The organism is Alteromonas salexigens, assembly GCF_025628895.1.
Classification (GTDB): Bacteria; Pseudomonadota; Gammaproteobacteria; order Enterobacterales; family Alteromonadaceae; genus Alteromonas; species Alteromonas salexigens.
The window spans coordinates 594,249-614,658 of the sequence record NZ_JAOTJC010000006.1; the positions used below are offsets into that span (position 1 = coordinate 594,249).

Annotated in this window: 15 protein-coding genes; 3 read left to right on the forward strand and 12 right to left on the reverse strand. The window is 52.9% G+C overall.

The genetic code is table 11. The features are described from left to right. Window positions 1-33 precede the first annotated feature (33 nt). From kdsB to OCL06_RS06735, 5 genes are all read right to left on the reverse strand, one after another. On the reverse strand, window positions 34-783 hold the full coding sequence (gene kdsB / locus OCL06_RS06715; protein WP_262992962.1) for a 3-deoxy-manno-octulosonate cytidylyltransferase: 750 nt from the start codon (window positions 781-783) through the stop codon (window positions 34-36). A gap of 9 nt (window positions 784-792) precedes the next feature. Next, window positions 793-987 carry a Trm112 family protein gene (locus tag OCL06_RS06720; RefSeq protein WP_262992963.1) on the reverse strand — a complete coding sequence of 65 codons (195 nt, stop codon included), beginning with the start codon at window positions 985-987 and terminating at the stop codon, window positions 793-795. An 11-nt stretch (window positions 988-998) separates the two neighbouring features. After that, the gene (gene lpxK / locus OCL06_RS06725) at window positions 999-1,994 is read right to left on the reverse strand and encodes a tetraacyldisaccharide 4'-kinase (RefSeq protein WP_262992964.1); all 996 of its coding nucleotides are present in this window, start codon (window positions 1,992-1,994) and stop codon (window positions 999-1,001) included. Beyond that, entirely contained in the window at window positions 1,995-3,737 is a 1,743-nt protein-coding gene (gene msbA / locus OCL06_RS06730; RefSeq protein ID WP_262992965.1) for a lipid A export permease/ATP-binding protein MsbA, read from the reverse strand. Window positions 3,738-3,872: 135 nt separating this feature from the next. Next, window positions 3,873-6,245 (reverse strand): DNA internalization-related competence protein ComEC/Rec2, encoded by a 2,373-nt coding sequence (locus tag OCL06_RS06735; RefSeq protein ID WP_262992966.1) that lies wholly within the window; start codon window positions 6,243-6,245, stop codon window positions 3,873-3,875. Between the two features lie 37 nt (window positions 6,246-6,282). Between OCL06_RS06735 and OCL06_RS06740 the strand changes: the two genes are divergently transcribed. Further along, window positions 6,283-6,804, forward strand: a complete 522-nt coding sequence (locus tag OCL06_RS06740; protein ID WP_262992967.1) for a DUF2062 domain-containing protein — start codon at window positions 6,283-6,285, stop codon at window positions 6,802-6,804. A 17-nt stretch (window positions 6,805-6,821) separates the two neighbouring features. Here OCL06_RS06740 and ligA read toward each other — a convergent pair whose 3' ends face one another. Genes ligA through smc form a run of 3 tightly spaced genes read right to left on the reverse strand, consistent with a single transcriptional unit; the run spans window position 6,822 to window position 13,710 of the window. Beyond that, window positions 6,822-8,867 carry an NAD-dependent DNA ligase LigA gene (ligA, locus tag OCL06_RS06745; protein WP_262992968.1) on the reverse strand — a complete coding sequence of 682 codons (2,046 nt, stop codon included), beginning with the start codon at window positions 8,865-8,867 and terminating at the stop codon, window positions 6,822-6,824. A gap of 46 nt (window positions 8,868-8,913) precedes the next feature. After that, a complete protein-coding gene (zipA, locus tag OCL06_RS06750) occupies window positions 8,914-10,221 on the reverse strand; it encodes a cell division protein ZipA (RefSeq protein WP_262992969.1) in 1,308 nt (435 codons plus the stop codon). An 18-nt stretch (window positions 10,222-10,239) separates the two neighbouring features. Further along, complete coding sequence (gene smc / locus OCL06_RS06755) at window positions 10,240-13,710, reverse strand: chromosome segregation protein SMC (RefSeq protein ID WP_262992970.1); 3,471 nt, start codon at window positions 13,708-13,710, stop codon at window positions 10,240-10,242. Window positions 13,711-13,913: 203 nt separating this feature from the next. Here smc and cysZ point away from each other — a divergent pair, with 203 nt between their 5' ends. After that, on the forward strand, window positions 13,914-14,702 hold the full coding sequence (gene cysZ / locus OCL06_RS06760) for a sulfate transporter CysZ (protein WP_262992971.1): 789 nt from the start codon (window positions 13,914-13,916) through the stop codon (window positions 14,700-14,702). Here cysZ and OCL06_RS06765 read toward each other — a convergent pair. Further along, entirely contained in the window at window positions 14,691-16,148 is a 1,458-nt protein-coding gene (locus tag OCL06_RS06765) for a tetratricopeptide repeat protein (RefSeq protein ID WP_262992972.1), read from the reverse strand. The genes cysZ and OCL06_RS06765 overlap by 12 nt on opposite strands. Before the next feature lie 4 nt (window positions 16,149-16,152). Then, the gene (gene nlpI, locus OCL06_RS06770) at window positions 16,153-17,046 is read right to left on the reverse strand and encodes a lipoprotein NlpI (RefSeq protein ID WP_262992973.1); all 894 of its coding nucleotides are present in this window, start codon (window positions 17,044-17,046) and stop codon (window positions 16,153-16,155) included. A 131-nt stretch (window positions 17,047-17,177) separates the two neighbouring features. On the opposite strand from nlpI, the gene OCL06_RS06775 reads away from it, so the two are divergent. Further along, window positions 17,178-17,594, forward strand: coding sequence for a cytidine deaminase (locus OCL06_RS06775; RefSeq protein ID WP_373318449.1), 417 nt, complete (start codon window positions 17,178-17,180; stop codon window positions 17,592-17,594). A gap of 68 nt (window positions 17,595-17,662) precedes the next feature. Here the strand turns inward: OCL06_RS06775 and OCL06_RS06780 are convergent, their stop codons facing one another. Then, a complete protein-coding gene (locus OCL06_RS06780) occupies window positions 17,663-17,959 on the reverse strand; it encodes a DUF1244 domain-containing protein (protein WP_262992975.1) in 297 nt (98 codons plus the stop codon). An 83-nt stretch (window positions 17,960-18,042) separates the two neighbouring features. Beyond that, a complete protein-coding gene (gene pnp / locus OCL06_RS06785) occupies window positions 18,043-20,154 on the reverse strand; it encodes a polyribonucleotide nucleotidyltransferase (RefSeq protein WP_262992976.1) in 2,112 nt (703 codons plus the stop codon). Between the last annotated feature and the right edge of the window lie 256 nt (window positions 20,155-20,410).

Here is a 20,410-nt window from a genome sequence, read left to right on the forward strand (position 1 = left end):
CTTCCTCCCGGGTTTCATGAGTTGCAGTTGTAATTACTTCAGTGAGTGTAGCAGAGCGGTTAAGTCTTCAGGTGTATCAATGCCAACCGGAGGCTCTGCCTCGGCAATATCACAATGGATAGCATCGCCGTACCAAAGTGCCCGTAGCTGTTCTAGCGACTCAATATGCTCCAGCGCGGACGGCGCATAACTTACATACTGTTTCACATAGCCTGCCCGGTACGCGTACAGACCGATATGCCGCAGGTATAGCGACGGATCCGATGGCGACCCGGACTGCATCATAGTACTACGCTCAAAAGGGATCACCGAGCGTGAAAAATACAGCGCAAACCCGGCCTGGTTAGTTACCACCTTTACCACATTCGGGTTACTGATGTCCTGCGCGTGCTGTATGTGAGTAGCCAGAGTGGCCATTGGCACAGTGCCACGCTGGCTCAGGTTTTTAGCCACCTGACGGATATTGGCCGCCGGTACGAAGGGCTCATCGCCTTGCACATTCACGACTATCGTATCGTCCTTAATGCCGCGCAGATTAAGCACTTCTGCAATTCGCTCCGTGCCCGACTGATGATGTGTGCCAGTCATACAGACATCGCTGAATGACGCCGCCACACTGGCAATACGATCATCGTCAGTAGCCACTATAACGGCTTCTGCGCCGGCTTCATTCGCCCGCTCCACCACATGCTGGATCATGGGTTTACCGTTGATATTAGCTAACGGCTTTCCGGGAAACCGACTCGATCCATAGCGGGCGGGGATCACTACTACAAAAGACATACCACTGCCCTATCGTGTAGCGTCAACATCATCAAGAGACAATGTATCGGCTTTTTCTTCTATTAGTACCGGAATGCCATCTTCCACCGGGAAGCGCAAACGATCAAAGCGGCATATCAGAGCCGACTGTTCAGGTAGCCACGCCAGCTTCCCCTTACACACCGGACAGGCCACAACTTCCAGCAATCGTTTATCAAACGCCATAATCTACCTTTCTATTTTTGGTTAAACTGTTTAAGACGCGCCCCGACCAGGGCATAAAAATCATTCGGCAACCGGGCATCTACAGGCAAATACCAACAGTCTTTGTGAGCGAGATGCTGTAGCTTTACCGCATCCTTTTCGGTCACAACCACTGTGCCTTCGGGTATATCGTCTGCCTGATAATGATAGTGATCGGGAAATCCTTTGGTGGTGTTCAGCATTAACCCCATTGCACGTAGTTGACTGAAAAAGCGTTCGGGAGCACCGATACCGGCAAACGCGGCCACCTTTCCAAAATCTTGTGGTTGCCGGGTAATATCCGGTGAGCATACATTTTTAAATGTGCCAGGCTGCAACATCATGGTGTACTGCTCAGGACCATTCATCGTCAATGCAGGCGCCGTGGCTTGCCCGTCATTATGAATAATGGCATCCACCTGCCCTAAACGCCAGTCGCCCTCCCGCAACGGACCCATTGGCATGAGGTGCCCGTTACCGACGCCCCGGCCATCCATCACCACAAGCTCCATATCCCGGTGCAGCGCGTAATGCTGCAGGCCGTCATCACAGATGATTACGTCACACCCAAGTTCTTCTGACAGATACTTTGCGCCTCGCGCCCGTACCGGATCGATGACCACCGGTAAGCCCGAACGTCCTGCTAACAGGCGGGGTTCGTCGCCTACTTGCCCGGCAGGATCATCGGCGTTAACACAACGGGGGTAGTAATCAGATTTGGCGCCGTAACCACGGCTCAGGATACCAGCGGAAATGCCCTGACCGCGCAGATGTTCGGCCAGTGCGAGCACCACCGGCGTCTTCCCGTTGCCGCCCACCGAAATATTGCCCACGACAATGACAAAAGCATTAACCCGCTGGGTACGGAACAGGCCCCACGCATACAAACGGCGACGGAGTGCCGTTATAGCACCAAACAACAATGCGAAAGGTAACAGCAACCACTGTAATGGGTGGCCCTGATACCACATGGTCTGCAGCGCCCGCATTTAGTCACCAAACTGTAGAGCATGCAGTTGGGCATAGTGGCCCTGCTTGTCCAGCAGCTCCTGATGTTTACCCATTTCAAGAATTTGCCCCTGTTCCACCACTATAATGGTGTCGGCATTCTCAATGGTAGAAAGGCGGTGAGCCACTACCACACTGGTGCAACGCTGTTGAAGTTTTTCGAGTGCGTCCTGAATTAAGCGCTCAGACTCCGTGTCCAGCGCGGAGGTGGCTTCATCCAGAATTAGGATGGGGGCATCAGTCAGGATCGCCCGCGCAATAGCAATACGCTGGCGCTGGCCACCAGACAACATCAGGCCGTTTTCGCCAATGATCGTATCCAGGCCTTCCGGTAGCTGCGGAAGAAACTCCGCCACATGCGCCACCCGCGCCGCTTCTTCAATTTGCTCGCGAGTGACCTTGTGCTGTGACCCATAGGCAATATTGTTGGCAATGGTGTCATTAAACAGCGTGACATGTTGGGAGACCAGCGCAAACTGGGAGCGCAGGCACTTAAGATCAATATCGTTAAGAGGAATATCGTCCAGCCGGATCTGTCCTGACTGAGGCGCATAAAAGCGTGTCATCAGTGCTGATATCGTTGACTTCCCACTGCCGGAACGGCCCACCAGGGCGATTGATTTACCGGGTTTAGCGGTAAAACTGATTTCCCGCAGCGCAGGTGTGGTTTTGCCCGGGTACGTAAAGGTCACATCGTCAAATTCCAGCTTGCCTTTAGCGCGGGTCAGTATCACATCACCGGAATCGTCTTCGTCTTTTCTGTCGAGGACTTCAAACACGCTACTGCAGGCAGCCATGCCTTTTTGAAACTCATTATTAATGGTGGTCAGCTGTTTCAGTGGCTTCAACAGCATTACCATACAGAACACCACATTGATGAAGACTCCGGCAGTGAGCTTTTCAAGCATGTCAGGCTGGCTGGCGATAAACAGCACCACGGCCAGCGCCACGGAGGCAATAACCTGTATAGAAGAAACACTCAGGATCTGGGTAACAGCCAGCTTCATGGTTTGCTGACGGTTGTGATTATTTTTCTTTTCAAAGCGCTGCTGTTCAATGTTCTGGCCACCAAACATTAACACCACTTTATGGCCTTTCACGGCTTGTTCTACTGCCGAGGTCAGATTACCCATAGCATGCTGGATACTGCGACTGACCACCCGGAACCGTTTGCTGACATACGACACAATCAGCGCCACTACCGGCCCGATGAGCAAAAATATCAGCGACAGTTGCCAGGAATACCAAAACATTACTCCTAACAGGCCAATCACCAGAGCGCCCTCTCTGACCAGTGTCAGCAAGGCTTTGCCGGCCGCATTGGCAACCTGTTCAGTATCGTAGGTAACCTTACTGATAAGCCCGCCCACCGCATGGTTATCGTGGAACTCCACCGGCAGATGAATATATTTATCAAACAATTGCTGGCGCATACGCATAACCACCCGCGACCCTATCCAGGTTAGCGTATAGGTGCCCATGAAATTAAAGAGCCCGCGCAATATAAATAGCGGCACAATGGCATAGGCCGCCAGACGCAGATAATCGTGGTTATTTTCGCCCAGTGACTCATCAATCATGGGCTGCAACTGTGCAAACACAAACGTGTCGACAGCGGAATAGCCAATCATTCCAATGATTGCCACCAGAAATGGCATCTTATATTCGCGTAAATATCGAAGAAAGCGACGCACCTGAGACGGTGAATACTCAGTTTGCTGCATGGATTACTATCACACCTTGTTTTAATTGCGCACTATTGTACAGGCTCACCGGCAAAACCCCTAATCGACTTACCTCAATAAGCCCCGCAAGTTACTAGTTTAGTGTTTAATTTCCCTCTTCCCGTGGTTAACGATTCATTGTTGTTCAGACAGTTCTTCGACGTTCGGTGGAATTTCCGCTAAGCGCCGCTTTCGGTACCACCGAGGGGCCATATCATCCCGAAAAGTGGTGACATTCACTGGCACATACGGCTGCAACTTAAAGCGCAAATATCCGGATGCGGCGGTACTGTACAGGCCGGTGCCGTGCTGTTGATACCGGCTCACCACGTCGGCAGCCGGAAACCCCCACCGATTCAGCCACCCCGTGGTGAATACCACATGTTTCGCTGCTACTTTCGTTATCCAGGCGCCGGTAGATGACGTTTTACTGCCATGATGCGGGGCGACCATAATATCTGCGGACACATCCGCATTGCGGGTGAGTAAACGGTACTCTGTGCTTCGCTCTATGTCACCGGGCAGTAGTACACGGTGAGATACACCCGACACAGTTACGACACATGAGTGCGCGTTGTCATTGTTGCTATTACCGGTATCCGGCCACAGGTAGGTAAGGTCAAGACCCTGCCAGTGCAACGTGCGGTCTGCAACACACCCGTTCACGGGCGAGTGCCAGAAGGTATCCGGATGAACCAGCGGGCTGTTTTCTAAGTGTGTCAGCCCGCCCGCGTGATCAGTATCGCTGTGACTGACGATAACGCCATCGATATTACGAATGCCCGCTTGCTGCAGTGCCGGTAAAACTTGTTGTTCCATGGCCATGGCACGCCCCTCAAATGCCGGACCGGTATCGACAACGATGGCTCTGCTCCCTCGGGTGATTGCCATAGCGCTACCCTGCCCTACGTCGAACACGTGCAGGTACCAGGCTTCAGCATGATTCGGTAAACCGCTTAACACCAGGGGGATCGTTAACAGGCTCAGCGTTAACCGTTTAAACGGAAATAAGGGCATGATGGCGAGCACAAAAATCAAAATCAGCAGCCCTGACAGCATCCCGCTTAAGGGCATATACCACACCCAGTCGAGCGACTGGTGCAGTGTTTCAAGTAACCTGATCAGCCCATGCAGCAGGGTAATACCTGCGTTAACACACCACCCAGCGCAGGCTGGTAACAGGAAACTGATAATAAATAAGACCAGGAGCACAGGTAATATCAGCATCACCAGGGGCACAACAATCAGATTCACTGGTAACGTACTGAGGCTCAGTACACCAAACCACATAACGGTTAGTGGCAGCAGCAACAGGGTGAGCCCTGCCTGCATGATAAGCTCACTTTGCCATGCCGGTCGGGATTGCAAACGATACCGCCAGATTAGCAACCAGATAGCCAGGACCGCCCCCACGCTTAACTGCATACCGGCAGCAAGTAGCTGTAAGGGGAATAACACGATACAACTGCTGACCATCACCACTGCAACCTGCCGCGCAGACCAGTGATGGCAGGCTGAACGCAATACCATAAATAGTGCCAGTAATACCCAGGCCCTGACGGCAGGCAACGCCGCGCCCGTTACGCCGACATACCCCGCGCACAGCATTAATACCCAGCAAGTGAGGAATGCCCGGCTATTGTAAACAGGCGCCCGGTATCCCCGCAAACGAAGTGCCAGCAAAAGGAGTAACCGCAATGCTACAACAGTACTGACAGCCACTACCCCTACGTGCATTCCCGATACGCTGAACAGGTGGGCAGTCCCGGTCTCCTGCAGCATTTGCCAGTCACCTGGTGTCAGTGCACTACGATCACCGAGCAACAGCGCCCGAAGCCAGCGTGGGTCGCTCTGGGCATGCTGTAGCAAATGGTTGGTGAGGGGTTGTCGCAGGTTGCCAATACCTGCTGACGGCGACAGTATGGTCATCTCTCGAATATAACCGCGAGCGGCGACTCCCTGACTGACGAGGTGGCGGTGATAATCAAAGCCACCAGGGTTGGCCAGCCCGTGCACAGGCTTAAGCCTTGCCACCATATTAACCCGCTGCCCCACCTGCAGACATTGTGAAGGCATCCGTTGCGATAACAGCAGGATGGGCTGGCGTACCAGGCGTGTCTGGCCTACGTGGGTCGCTGCCAGATAAACCCGTTGCCGGGTTTCGTCGCAGTGGGCGCGCTTAATCCAGCCAGTAACCGCAATATCCTCATGAATTTTCCCTGCTGGCAGTTGCCAAAGCGTATACCAATGCCCTACACTCGCCATCCAGATTACGCCAAGGAGCGTGCCCGCGGCGAGAGCGCCGATTCCAAATGGTGCCAGTGCGGACGAACTTTTTCCGCACCTACGCGGTAGAAAAGGAAGACGTATCAGCGACGGGGAGCAGACAACCAGATATGTACCACTCAGGTAAATCAGTGTGGTTACGCCTGGCAGTGCGTGCCACAGCAATGAGGACGCCGCGCCCAGGCAGAACCCAGAAAGATGGAGTGTAACTGAATGTCGCATTCTTTCGCGGGCCTTAGCAAAAGATCGTATAGCCGTTATGCCTAAAAATTTTATTAAGCGATTCCTGCCCGACCATCAAACTATTAAAAATCATCGGTTGCTGCGGGTATTTGGTTCTGTACTGCATGAACCAAACTTATGGCACCTGAACCGGCGCTCAGCCTCCGGTGCGTTTGGGATCGGCTTATTCTTCGCCTTCTGGCCGGTGCCTTTTCAAATGTGGCTGTCAGCGGGCATGGCTATCCCTTTCAGAGCTAATTTACCGTTGTCGGTTGCGACGGTCTGGATCACTAATCCTTTCACCATGCCCCCCATATTCTACGCAGCCTACAAGGTGGGCACGACTGTCCTTGGGACCAGAGCGCAACATTTTGAATTTCAGTTTAGCTGGCAGTGGGTGGTAGAGAGCCTGAGTACTATCGGGCCGGCATTTCTGGTGGGGTGTGCTATTTGTTCTGTATTTGCTGGCGCAGCCGGCTATCTGGGACTGAATTTCGCCTGGCGTTATCAGGTGAGACGAGCGTGGGAGCGCCGCCGGGCAAATCGCCAGCAGCGCTAACAGCAGGTTTGCGCCTGCTATTCGTTATACAAACCGTGCTGAGTCAGTACTTCAAGCAGGCGGTCTTCATCCCACACGGTGACCCCCAGATCCTGCGCTTTCGTCAGCTTAGACCCCGCCTTATCGCCCGCTACCAGGAAGTCCGTATTCGAGGAAACCGAACCGGCCACTTTTGCCCCCAACTGTTGTAGCAGTGCCTTGGCGTCATTACGTGCCATCGCAGTGAGGCTGCCGGTAAGAACGCACGTTTGTCCGTCTAGTGGCTGTTCATCGACCGTCTGACTTTCAACCTGAGGCCAGTGTACACCTTCGTCAAGCAGCGCCGTGACTATGTCGGTGTTATGCGGCTCATTGAAGAAGTTGAAGATATGCTGAGCAACGATGACGCCGATATCGCTTACCTCTTGCAATTGTTCTACGCTGGCCTTCGTGAGGGCCTCGAGGGTTTTAAAATGTAGCGCAAGGTTAGCCGCAGTTGCCTCGCCTACTTCCCGGATCCCCAGCGCATACAGAAAACGGGCAAACGTGGTTTGCTTTGATTTTTCCAGTGACGTCAACAGATTTGAGGCCGACTTCTCCGCCATCCGCTCCAGGCCAATTAAGTCTGATAACGACAGCCGGAAAAAGTCAGCCGGGCTCGCCACCAGCTCTGCATCAACCAGTTGCTCAACGAGTTTGTCTCCCAGACCATCAATATCCAGCGCTTTACGTGACGCGAAATGTTTGAGTGCCTGTTTTCGTTGCGCGGCGCAGATTAACCCGCCGGTACACCGCGCTACCGCCTCGTCTGCCAGCTTTTCCACCTGTGAGTCACACACCGGGCACTGGGTGGGAAACCGGATTGGCGTGACATCCGCTGGCCGGCGGTCGGCTATAACCGACACCACCTGAGGGATGACATCCCCGGCACGGCGGATCACTACATAATCCCCCACCTGTACACCCAGGCGCTCAATTTCATCCTGATTATGCAAGGTGGCATTCGACACCGTGACGCCACCTACAAACACCGGTTCGAGGCGCGCCACCGGAGTAATTGCGCCTGTACGCCCGACCTGAAACTCCACGTCCAGCAGGCGGGTAATTTCCTCCTGTGCCGGAAACTTATGCGCTATTGCCCAGCGCGGCGCTCTGGCAACGAAACCAAGCTGCTGCTGCTTTTCAATGCTGTCGACTTTAAAGACGACGCCGTCGATGTCGTAAGGCAGGCCGTCACGCCGCTCCAGAATTCGATGATAGTACGCCAGGCACCCCTTACCCCCTTGTGCCGTATCAATATCCGGGCACAAGGGAACGCCCCACTGCCTGAGTAAGGCCAGTCTTTCACTGTGCTGTGCGGGAAGCGAATAACTATCCGGTTTGACCACACCCAACGAGTAGGCGTAGAACATCAATGGTCTTTTAGCGGTGATCCGCGAGTCCAGTTGTCGCAAGCTACCGGCAGCCGCGTTACGAGGGTTTGCAAATACTTTGGCACCCGCTTTACGCTGGTTGTCATTGAGTTTTTCGAAGCCGGCTTTCGACATGAACACTTCGCCGCGAACTTCAATACGAGCTGGCAGGTCATCGCCACGTAAGCTCAGCGGGACGTTACCAATAGTTTTTACATTCTGAGTAATATTTTCGCCAACCTGACCATCGCCACGGGTTGCCGCCCGAACCAGTTTTCCGTTTTCATATAAAATACTGACTGCCAAGCCGTCCAGCTTTGGCTCACAGCTGAAGGTTAGCTGACTGGTATCTTTTAGCCGATCGGTAAGTCGCTTCTCAAACGCCAGCAAGGAGTCGGCATCAAATGCGTTATCCAGTGACAACATGGGCACTTCGTGAGCTACCTGCTCAAAGGCATCGAGGACGGCTCCCCCCACCTTTTGCGTGGGCGAGTCAGCGGATTGCAGCTCCGGGTGCGCGGCTTCCAGCTCCCGGAGTTCCTGCATTAACCGGTCATATTCGGCATCCGGCACACTCGGCGCATCGGCGACATAGTACTGGTAATTGTATTCATTAATATCAGCACGAAGCGCGTCAACACGTTCGCGGGTAGCGTCATTCACTGTGGTCATAGCAATCTCATAAAAACGGGCGCAATGATCATTGCGCCGACAGGAATCAATCGTGGCGCGAGATCATGCGCTGGCGTTCAAACTCGCGAATTTTCTCCAGGTACTGCTGCAAGCCCTGTTTGGTCAACACGCTACGACGACCGTCGAGAACCTGCGCATTAAACTCATCAGCAATTTTCCGTGCCGCATTGTGCATCATATTGAACACCTGATGGGGGTCGCCTTCGATAGGCAAAATCATAAACAACGATACCCCGTGGGTAGTGAATGTTTCCAGGTTATCAATATCGAAGACCCCCGGCTTAAACATGTTCGCCAGGCTGAACAACACCGGCCCTTTGCCATTTGAATTAACATGGCGGTGGAAAATGTCCTGTTCACCAAATTTAAACCCAAGGGTAAGTAGCATAGGCAACAGCGCGGCTCCACTGATCGGCTCATCTTCCGGCGCGCGTACGTTTAGTACCAGAACTTCCTGTTCTCCGGCAGGTGTCGCTTTCTCAGTGCGTTTCGGTGCCGGCTCATCGGCTTGTGGGGCCTGCGCTTCCGACTCATCGAAGTCGATCCGCATCTGGTCCTCACCGAAGCGAGGCTCCTGGCGACGTTTAGCCGTCGTCGCCTTGTGTTTCTTGCGACTGACAAAGCGTCGAGCCTGCTCACCTAAGCCCGCGCCTTCTTCTGTCTTTACCTCTTCTGCCGACTGGGGATCCAGACTAAAGTCGTCCACTTCCTGCGATGCGTTGGCGGCCGGCGTGTCTGCGGCGGCTGCCGATGTTTTTTCGTCAGAGGCAGATTGTTCTGTTTTTAACAGAAAGCCTGGCGGTTCAGGAATATCAGCCGGCTCATCACCACCCTCTGACCGTCCTGGTTGCAGATGGGGTTTCGGGTTGGTCACCACCGACCCGTACAGTTTTTCCGCCGGCTCAGCGCGTGGCGCCGCAGCACTGTTTTCATCACTGTCGTCTTCTGATGGCACGTCTGACGAATTATCCTCAGGCTCGTCATGCGCATTATGCATTTCCACCCCAGGCTTCGGCTCAGGCGTAGTCGCTTGCTCATCAGACTCTGACTGGCCGCTGGCTGCGTTACCACGCTCTACTACCCGAACTTTGCCGACACCAAAATCGTCATAGTCAGCGTGCTTGTCGTACTCATCGCCTACGTCCTGCTCATCCCAGGAGACATCGTCTCCGTCCAGCTCACCGGCGGATGGTTCCAGCGTGCCCGGTTCTACCCGTTCTCGCCGGGTTCCAGGCTTGTTTGCTTTGCGAATTTTCCAGATACCATGGGCGAGGACCGCCACTATGAAGAAGGTACCGGCAATGAGTAATGACAGACGTAATTCATCTTCCATTATGTTAGTCGCCCTTTGTTATGCTTCTGCGAAGGCCATTGCTTCATCAACATCTACTGCCACCATTCTGGATACTCCAGGCTCGGCCATGGTCACGCCCGTTAAATGGCTTGCCATTTCCATCGCAATCTTATTGTGGGTGATATAGATAAACTGCACGGTGCGGGACATTTCCGACACCAACTTACAAAACCGCCCGACGTTAGCGTCATCAAGCGGCGCGTCAACTTCATCCAGCAAACAAAATGGTGCCGGGTTCAGTCTGAATATTGCAAAAACCAATGATAAAGCGGTTAACGCTTTTTCTCCACCGCTAAGCAAGTGGATTGTACTATTTTTCTTACCCGGGGGCCTTGCCATAATCGTCACCCCGGTTTCCAGTAAGTCGTCATCGGTGAGGGCCAGATAGGCAGAGCCTCCGCCGAACACCTTGGGAAACAATTGCTTCAGATCATCGTTCACCTGCTCAAACGTTTGTGAAAACCGGCTACGGGTTTCTTTATCTATTTTGCGTATTGCCGATTGCAGGGTATCCAGCGCCTGCATCAGGTCGTCGTGTTGCGCGTCAAGATGTGCCTTGCGCTCAGACTGCGTCTCATACTCTTCTACTGCCGCCAGATTTACCGCGCCAAGCCGGCTAATCGCGTTACTGGTTTTTTCGAGTTCATTCTGCCAGTGCTGCTCGTCAGCATCTTCGGCCAGTGTGTCGAGTACAGCTTTTAGCGACTGGCCCGTTTCTTCTAACTGTTCAATCACCGCGGCGGCGCGCACCCGCCCGCCCTCTATTTCCAGATTGAGCGCATCAATCGCCGTCTGGCGCTGCTGTACCTGTCTGCTTATTCCCTGCTGATCCTGCTCCGCTTCTTTGAGCCATTGCTCAATATCTTGCAACTGCGCCTGCTGTTCGGCGCGCTCGGATTCCAGTGTCTGCTTTTCCGCTAACAGGGTCTGTAACTGTGCCTTTTGGGTTTCCTGGGGCTGGGCCAAAGCGGCCTGCTCTTCCCTCAGTCGCTCTTCTTGTCGGCTGTAGTCTGTCAGCTGAGATTCGTTACGCGTAACCTGCTCAGCGTACAGCGCCGACTGGCTTTGGCATTGCTGTAGTTTAAGCGCCATAGCATGCGTAGCCTGGGTTTCCGCTTCTGCAGTTCGCCGCTGATGGGCTACCTCCTGCTCCAGCGCATCTCGCTGAGCATGAACATCTTCCACATGTGTCTCATGCTCAAGGATTGCGACTTCAAGCGACTCTAACTGCTCTGCCAACACCTCAAGTTGTTGCTGTTCGGTCTCCAGCAACGTTTCCTGAGTGCGCAAATCCTGCAGTAGCTTTTCTGTGCGTGCGTTACTTTGTGTAAGCTGCATATCTACAACATCACGCTGATTTTCCAGCCCCTGGATAGCTGCTCGAACCTGGTCGCGATCTTGTTTGAACCGGTTAAGCGTCTCAGTTGCAGTTGCCAGACTGGCGGTGTGTTCATCAAGACGATGGCGGGTCTCATATACCCGCTCCTCTAACTGCTCTGCGTCCTGTGCTAACCGGGTAAGCTGTGCTGCGCGCTGTAGGGCCCCATCCTGTTCACCTGCAGTGCCATGTATTACGTACTGGTGACTCAACCATGGGCCGTTTTTCACCATCACACTTTGATGTGCTGCCAGTTGTTTTAGCAGTGTTACGGCTTCGGCGCTATTTTCAGCAATATAGATTTCATTAAAACCTGCCGGGAACGTCCCTGTTACTATACTAGCAGCCAAAGTTCCAGGGCGGGCCTCGCTCTGAGCCAGTTGCTGGTAATACACGGGGTGACCTTGTGGCAGGATATCAGCTGCTTCAGTCAGAAAAGCACGGTCATGAGTCTCGGTAACCAGCGGGTGATGCCAGGCAGCCAGCACCCGTTCGACTAACTGTTCAAACCCGCTTTTCACCGTCAGGCTCTGCCACAAGGGACTAATATCGTCTGCGATAGATTCCCCTGCACTACTGTGGGTATTTTGTAACGCCTCCAGCGCAGCGATTTTAGCCTGCACCTGATGCAGCTGGCCGTCTGCCTCTCTGAATTGCCCCCGGGCAGATTCAAGTTGCCGTTCTGCTGTATGCACTTCTTTTTGTGCATGACTGATATCGGTTTCACGGTCTTCGAACTGGTGTTGTGCTTCTTCCAGTCTGGCAGTTAATTCTGCCAATTGTTCCTGAAGTTGATCGCTGTTGAGGGTCTCACGTTCTTCTCTGAGCTCACTCACTCGCTGCGAGGTGCGTAGCTGCATGCTCATCGTTGACTGAATTTTACTGTGGCATGCCTGAACCTGCTGCTTGAGCTCATGATACTGCTGTTCATGCTCACGGCTGTCGCGGTTGAATGTCCGCAGCGCTTGTTCGGCTTCTTCACGGGCGTGTTGCGCCTGTTCCACCCGGGCTTCGGACATCGCCAGCTGGGGTTCAAGAGAGGTTTGCTGAGACTGCGCCTGTTCATAGGCCGCGCGGGCCTCCCGCAGTGATTCTGTCAATCCGGCTTTGCGGTCAGCCAGCTCACTGAGTTCACGGGTTATCTGCTGGCTACGCTGCTTACTGTGTAAGGCATTTTGTTCCAGCCGTGTTATCGACGTGGCCGTGGTAAACAGCTTTTGTTGCAGTGTTTCCAGTTCGTGCTTGCAGACGTCCCGCCGGGTCCGGTGTGCCGCAATACCAGCCTCATCACCGCGCTGGCGGTCAATTAACGCATCAAGCTCTTTTTGCTGAGCCTGGCGGTCACTCTCCAGTCGCGAGAGATGCTCTGAGTGGTTAAGCCAGCGAATAGCCGCCAGTTCTGATTTCAGTCGTCGCTCGGTCTGTTTGAGTGCCTTATACCGCTGGGCAGCAGCGGCCTGGCGCTGTAGCTTGTCCAGTTGCTGGCCCAGCTCCTGACGCACGTCTTCAAGGCGTTCAAGATTGTCCAGGGTATGGCGGATACGGTTCTCAGTCTCCCGCCGACGCTCTTTATAACGGGAAATACCAGCTGCTTCTTCAATGAACACCCGTAGTTCCTGGGGTTTGGACTCTATCAGCCGGGAGATCATCCCTTGCTCGATAATGGCATAACTACGCGGCCCCAGCCCCGTCCCCAGGAACAGATCCGTCACGTCACGGCGGCGACATTTAATCCCGTTCAAAAAGTACGTAGACGTAGCGTCCCGGGTTACCAGACGTTTTACCGCCAGTTCATTATAACTTGCGTACTCGCCGGCTATCCGGCCTGAACTGTTGTCAAAAACCAGTTCGACACTGCATTGTCCCACCGGTTTACGGGCACTGGAGCCATTAAATATCACGTCTGTCATGGCGTCACCCCGCAGATTCTTTGCAGAGCTTTCCCCCAGAACCCAGCGTACTGCATCAATGACATTTGACTTACCGCAGCCATTCGGCCCCACCACGGCCGTCATATCGCCGGGAAAGGGAATGGTCGTCGGATCGACAAACGATTTGAAACCTGCCAGTTTAATTTTCTTCAGGCGCACGGCGAAGCCTCACTGTATGTCACGGTGATGTCCATGCTGGTACCGGTGAAATGGAATTGGCTGTTGATTTGCTGACGTGAAAATTGGCGCAGCATGTAGCGTGCGTGCCTGTTGTTATTATTGTTGCCAGACTCTACCAAAACTCACACGCTGTAACAATTGCCATTTATTCCAGCCCCGCAAATGCTTTATAGTGCAAGCTGATGATTAATAAAGGGGAGCGTATAGTGACACGCAGCGGATTCAGTTATTTCACACAGGGTTTTCAGCTGATCAGAACCAAAGGACTAAAGCGGTTTGTATTTGTCCCCCTCGCCATCAATTTACTGTTGTTTGCCACCGCCTTTTATTTTCTGTACGGGGAAATTGAAGCCGGAATTGCTTTCCTGATCGACATGATCCCCCAATGGCTGGGCTGGGTTAAAACAGCCCTCAGCTTCATATTGTGGCCATTGGCAATCCTCAGCGTACTGCTTATATTCGCGCTTATTTTCGGTACCCTGGCAAACTGGATCGCGGCTCCTTTCAATGGGGTACTGGCAGAAAAAGTTGAACGTCATCTTACGGGCAAACCTTTAGGGGATGAAGGCGTGTTGTCACTGATCAAAGATATCCCCCGCACCCTGGGCCGGGAGCTGTCCAAACTGCTCTGGTATATCCCCAGAGCGATTGGCTTTCTACTGTTGTTTTTCTTTGTGCCGGTTATCGGCCAGGTGTTGTGGTTTATGTTTTCCGCCTGGATGATGGCTATCCAGTATTGTGACTACCCTTATGATAACCACAAAATTGCTTTCACCCGGATGCGCCTTCACCTGGGTGAGCACAAAAGCCGGGCGTTTTCATTTGGCATCATGGTGAACTTGTTTTCACTCATTCCCATTGTGAACTTTATTGTCATGCCGGTAGCAATTTGCGGTGCAACGGCGATGTGGGTGGCCGAACTGCGTGATGAAATGCTGGCCTACGAAGCAAACCAGTCACTAGGGCAGTGATACACCTGCTGTGGTCTTATTGCCTGGCTTGCGGTGTGCCTCATACCGTTTAAGCCAGATATCAGCCTCGGCAGATTGCTGATGGTGATGAAAGGCCTGGAACAGGTTCATATAAATTGGCCGGTGGCTGGTGTTATCTGCCAGTTGCCTGCGCCAGAGCTCCACATATAAGCGGGGGATGACCCCACTGTCATGGTGTTCCATAAAGGTTACCTGAGACGTGGGCTTGTAAGCCTGTGACCCTGTCGCATCGCAGGTTTTGGCGCGATAAATGCCACCGGGTTGCAACGCCTGCCACTGCTGCACACGCTCCACCGGCTGGTAAGTCAGCATTCCATCAAACACCAGATTGGGAATATCGCTGCGGCCACAATATTTTCTTGCTGCACCACGGCTAAGGGGATATTCGTCAGCAAAACCGGAAAAATGTGCCAGTTCATGGACAAACACCGAATATGCGTCGCTGATATCTAAAAACATTACGCCATTGTTGACGTTGGCCTTACCCTGTCTGGAAAGGATGACCGCATGGGTAAAGTCCCGCTGTTTGGCGGCTACTGCCAGTGGCCGGATGTCGCAGCCAAGCCGTCCCTTGCCCTGCCAGTCAGCATCACAGGGGAGCTCGTTTGCGGTCAGCCATACAGGCTTTTGCAGGCAGATGGGTAATGGCTGCAGACGACTGTCCCGTTGAAACTGGCGGTATAGCGCGTCAGCCCGATGAATAGTACTCAGCGACGTCGCAAACAGCTGAACCCGTTGTAAACACGCCTCGTCACTTTCCCAGCGCCCGGCATCGACCCGGGTTAACGGTATTGGCTGGTAGTCTGCAATGACGCTGGTGAACGCCTTGGCTAACTGATGACCCTTGTCCGCCGCCTGTTTGAGATAGTGGCCGCCCTGTTCCTGGTCACCGGATTCCCATAGTAACCGGCCATACTTAAAAGCGCTTTGTGCATCCAGGTCTGCGGTAGCCTTTAACCAGGGGCGCGCCTGCTCGTGCTGCTGATGCAACAGATACCAGTCCGCCAGAGCAGCCTGAGCCGGGACATAGCCCTGCTCTGCGGCTTTGATTAACCACCGCTCACGTACTTCAGGATCCTGGCTGTCCATCGCCATCGCCAGTTGTGCCTCGGGCACATTCCCGGCTGCGGCCAGGCGCATCAATTCATCAGCGTCTGCTTCTGGTCCAGCCATTTCATATAACACCCAGGCAGCATCCGCATTGCCAATATTAACCAACCGATGCAGCCAGTAGGTTTGTTGACGTGCCTTAGCGACGTTTATTAGCTTTTGTTGCGCTACCGGGCTGCCTTGCTGTGACGCTGCCCAAAGCAAAGAGGCAGGCTGGGGAGCCTGCGCTGCGTTCCTAAGCAATTGCGGGAGGTACCGGGAAACGTCGCTGGTAAGCAGCGCCAGCGCCAATATGGCTAAAGTCAGTCCACGCATACTGTTACTGGTCAGTCGTCTCGTGCTGGCGTCTCAGCCGCGACAATTCCATTCGTGCGTAGCGGTGTTCCACGTAATCAAACACATTGGTACTCAGAGCCAGTTTAAAATAGTTGGCGGCTATACCCCGATTACCTCGCATACTGTGCAGCTTACCCAAGTAAAAATACGCTTCACAGAGCCGGTCAGTGAGTTCTTTCTGACTCCCTACCCCATCGATAAGAGAACTCAGAACCTCATTTTCTGTTTTTACACCCAGAAATAAATCAATCAGATTAGTCGCCCAGTGACTGTTATCAAGTTCGCTGCGCACACTGGCGAGGTACTCGCTGCCCTGCTGCTCGCTGATTTCGTGATAAGCAAAGAATGCCCATAGTGCCCGGAACGGGTCACTGACATCTTTTGCCTGAAACGTATTGAGGTCACTCACCGCCAAGTCAGCTCGTCCACCGTAGTAGAGTGCAATGCCCCGGTTGAGGAAAGCGAAGTCGTAGTCAGGGTTAATCTCCAGCGTGGAATCAAATGCTTCGTACGCCTGCACGAACTCACGCTGCTGGATATAATGAATACCCATAGAGTTATACGCCTCGGCCAGGGTTGGGTTTAGCGTGATAGCCTGAGAATAATCAAATTGGGCTAGCCCGCCCAACCCAACACTGTCATACAGCATGCCACGCTGAAAATGCAGATCGGCTTTATCATCATCAGACAATTCGCCATTGCCGAGAATTTGGTTGTATCGGGCAATCGCCAACTGCGAACGCGGATTAACCGGCGCCGGCTCGGCCAGTAACAGGTTCCCCATTTGCGTGGTGTCCTGATTGCCTGAAGTTTGCGCACATCCGCCTAAAATAACGGCTGACAGGGTAAAAAAGAGAGGACGAACGAGTTTATGCATGGTAAAAATGAGGCCACCTAATAAGAACAGTCTGGCTCCCGCCTGAATTCAATGTCGGGCGACGATTGCCGCCAACCATGGCGCATTTGGCTTTTATTGTAAAGCGCAACCGGAGCAAAACGAGGCGAAAAATGAAAAAGACTACACTGACGACACTCATACAGGAAGCTGAGTCAGCACAAAAAAATGCGCATGCGCCCTATTCCGGGTTTAAGGTGGGTGCCGCCGTACTATCTACCAGCGGAACAGTTCATGCTGGCTGTAACGTAGAAAATACCGCTTATCCGCTTGGGCAGTGCGCCGAAGCAACGGCAATTGGCAATATGATCACCGAGGGTGGTTCGCGCCTGGACGCGGTTGTGATCCAGTCACCTACCAACGAGCCTTGCTATCCCTGCGGCGGGTGCCGCCAGAAAATTGCTGAATTTGCAGATGATTCTGTACCGGTAATTCTGGTTACCCGTAGTGGCACCACGCAACAGACTACAGTGGGCGAATTGTTACCCCATGCTTTTCGCTACACCCATCCCACCCAGAAAGCCGGTTAACGGCTAACAGCAATAATGGCAGCACACACCTGTGTGCTGCAAATCTACCAGCGCTGCTTTTATAACAGTTACTTGCGCTGCTGACGTTCGGCCAGCTTGTCCAGCTGTGCCTGTGTTGCCGGTAACTGGTGATTGGCTTTCCATTCCTGATACGGCATCTTGTAGATGACTTCACGGGCCGCTTCATAGTCGAGCTCCTCCCCTTCGTCTGCGGCCGCCGATACATACCATTTAGCAAGACAATTCCGGCAGAAATCAGCCAGTATCATTAAATCTATATTCTGGACATCTTTGTTAGCATCCAGGTGCTCAACCAAGCGCCGAAATACCGCGGCTTCCACTTCAGTTTGGGTTTGTTTATCCATCTTTTTCTCCCGATATGAAAAAAGGGAGCCAGGCTCCCTTTTATTGCTTATTTGCAGGCCCTCAGGCCGGCTGTGAAATAACCTTACTCGCCGTCGTCAGACTTAGGCGCAGGTTTTTCCAGCAGTTCTTTGATGCTCAGGCGAACACGATTCTGGCGATCAATTTCCATCACTTTCACGTCAATCATTTGGCCTTCTGACAGATAGTCACTGACCTTGTTCACGCGCTCGTGAGCGATTTGTGAAATGTGTACCAGACCTTCTTTGCCAGGCAGCACTTCAACAAACGCACCGAAATCAACAATACGTGTCACTTTACCGTGGTAGGTTTTGCCTACTTCGATTTCTGCTGTCACGTCTTCAATTTTGCCAATCGCGATATCCGCTTTAGCACGCTCAGTAGCGAAGATTTTAATGGTACCGTCATCTTCAATTTCGATGTTGGTATCAGACTCTTCGGTAATCTGGCGGATCATTGCACCACCTTTACCAATCACGTCGCGGATCTTGTCCTGATCGATTTTCATGGTATAGATGCGAGGAGCAAATTCACTTAGCTCGTCACGGTGACCACCAATCGCTTCGTCCATAACAGACAGGATATGCAGACGGGCTTCTTTCGCCTGCTTCAGTGCCTTCTGCATGATTTCTTTGGTGATACCTTCAATTTTGATATCCATCTGCAGCGCAGTGATACCGTCGGTAGTACCGGCAACTTTAAAGTCCATATCACCCAGGTGATCTTCATCACCCAGAATGTCAGACAGTACCACGAAGTTGTCGTCACTCTTCACCAGACCCATAGCAATACCTGCTACAGATGCCTTGATAGGTACACCCGCATCCATCAGCGCAAGTGAAGTACCGCACACAGATGCCATAGAAGACGAACCATTCGACTCGGTGATTTCAGAAACAACACGTACCACATACGGGAATTCTTCTTCGCTCGGCATAACGGCCTGGATACCGCGCTTAGCGAGACGACCGTGACCAATTTCACGACGCTTCGGTGAGCCCATCATGCCGGTTTCACCCACACAGTATGGAGGGAAGTTGTAATGCAGCATGAAGCGACTGTCACGTTTTCCGGCCAGCTCATCAATCATCTGAGCATCACGCTCTGTACCCAGTGTGGCAGCAACCAGGGCTTGTGTTTCACCACGGGTAAACAGCGCCGAACCGTGGGTGCGCGGCAATACGCCAGTGGCCACATTCAGTGCACGCACCATGGCCGGGTCACGTCCGTCGATACGCGGCTCGCCAGACAGAATGCGTGAGCGTACTACGTCGCTTTCCAGCTCATGCAGCAGGTCGAGTACTTCTTTCTCGTCTTGCTCTGGGTTCGCTTCCACGATTTGCGCCAGTGCTTTTTCGGTCACTGCGGTAACCGCGTCTTTACGCGCCATTTTGTCTGAAATTTGATAGGCCTCAGTCATACCTGACTCAGCAAGCGCCTTGATCTTGTCTTTCAGTTCAGTGTTTTCGGCTTCAGGCTGCCAATCCCACTTATCAATTTCTACTTCTGAGGCAAATTCTTTAACAGCATTTACCACTGTCTGCATTTGCTCATGGCCGTACATAACGGCGCCCAGCATGGTGTCTTCAGACAGCACGTTGGCTTCTGACTCAACCATCAGTACAGCACTTTCTGTACCGGCAACAACCAGGTCCAGTTCACTGTTTTCTTGCTCTGATGCACGGGTATTCAGCAGGTATTCACCGTTCGTGAAGCCAACACGCGCCGCACCAATTGGGCCATTGAACGGAATGCCAGAGATAGCCAGCGCCGCTGACGTACCAATCATCGATACGATGTCAGTAGGAATATCCGGGTTTGCAGAAACAACCGTGATAACAACCTGTACTTCGTTCTTGAAACCTTCCGGAAACAGCGGACGAATTGGACGGTCGATCAAACGGGCAGTCAGGGTTTCAGCCTCAGACGGGCGCCCTTCACGCTTGAAGAATCCGCCTGGGATTTTACCCGCGGCGTAGGTTTTTTCCTGATAGTTCACAGTCAGCGGGAAGAAGCTCTGGTCTGGCTTGGCTTCTTTTTTACCAACAACAGTAACCAGTACTGCGGTGTCGTCCATGCTGGCCATAACTGCAGCCGTTGCCTGGCGGGCGATTACGCCGGTTTCCAGGGTGACAGTATGCTGTCCATACTGAAATGATTTTGTAATAGGAGTCACTATATGTCCTTTAAATGTCAATCTTATTTATCGCTTTTAAACGCGGCGCATAGTATAGCGATGAAAAAGCACGAATACCATTAGCAAATGTAGCTGGTTGGCAAAGAAAATGGCCGCAACCGACCGTAGTATCCGGACGTACCGGGAATTACAGGAGTCCGAATAGCGGGCGCTTGGTACGATGGCGCGAGGCGACCTCTGCTGATACTCAATTACCTGTTTCAGGATGACTTTTTTTCGCAAAAAGTACAATTTT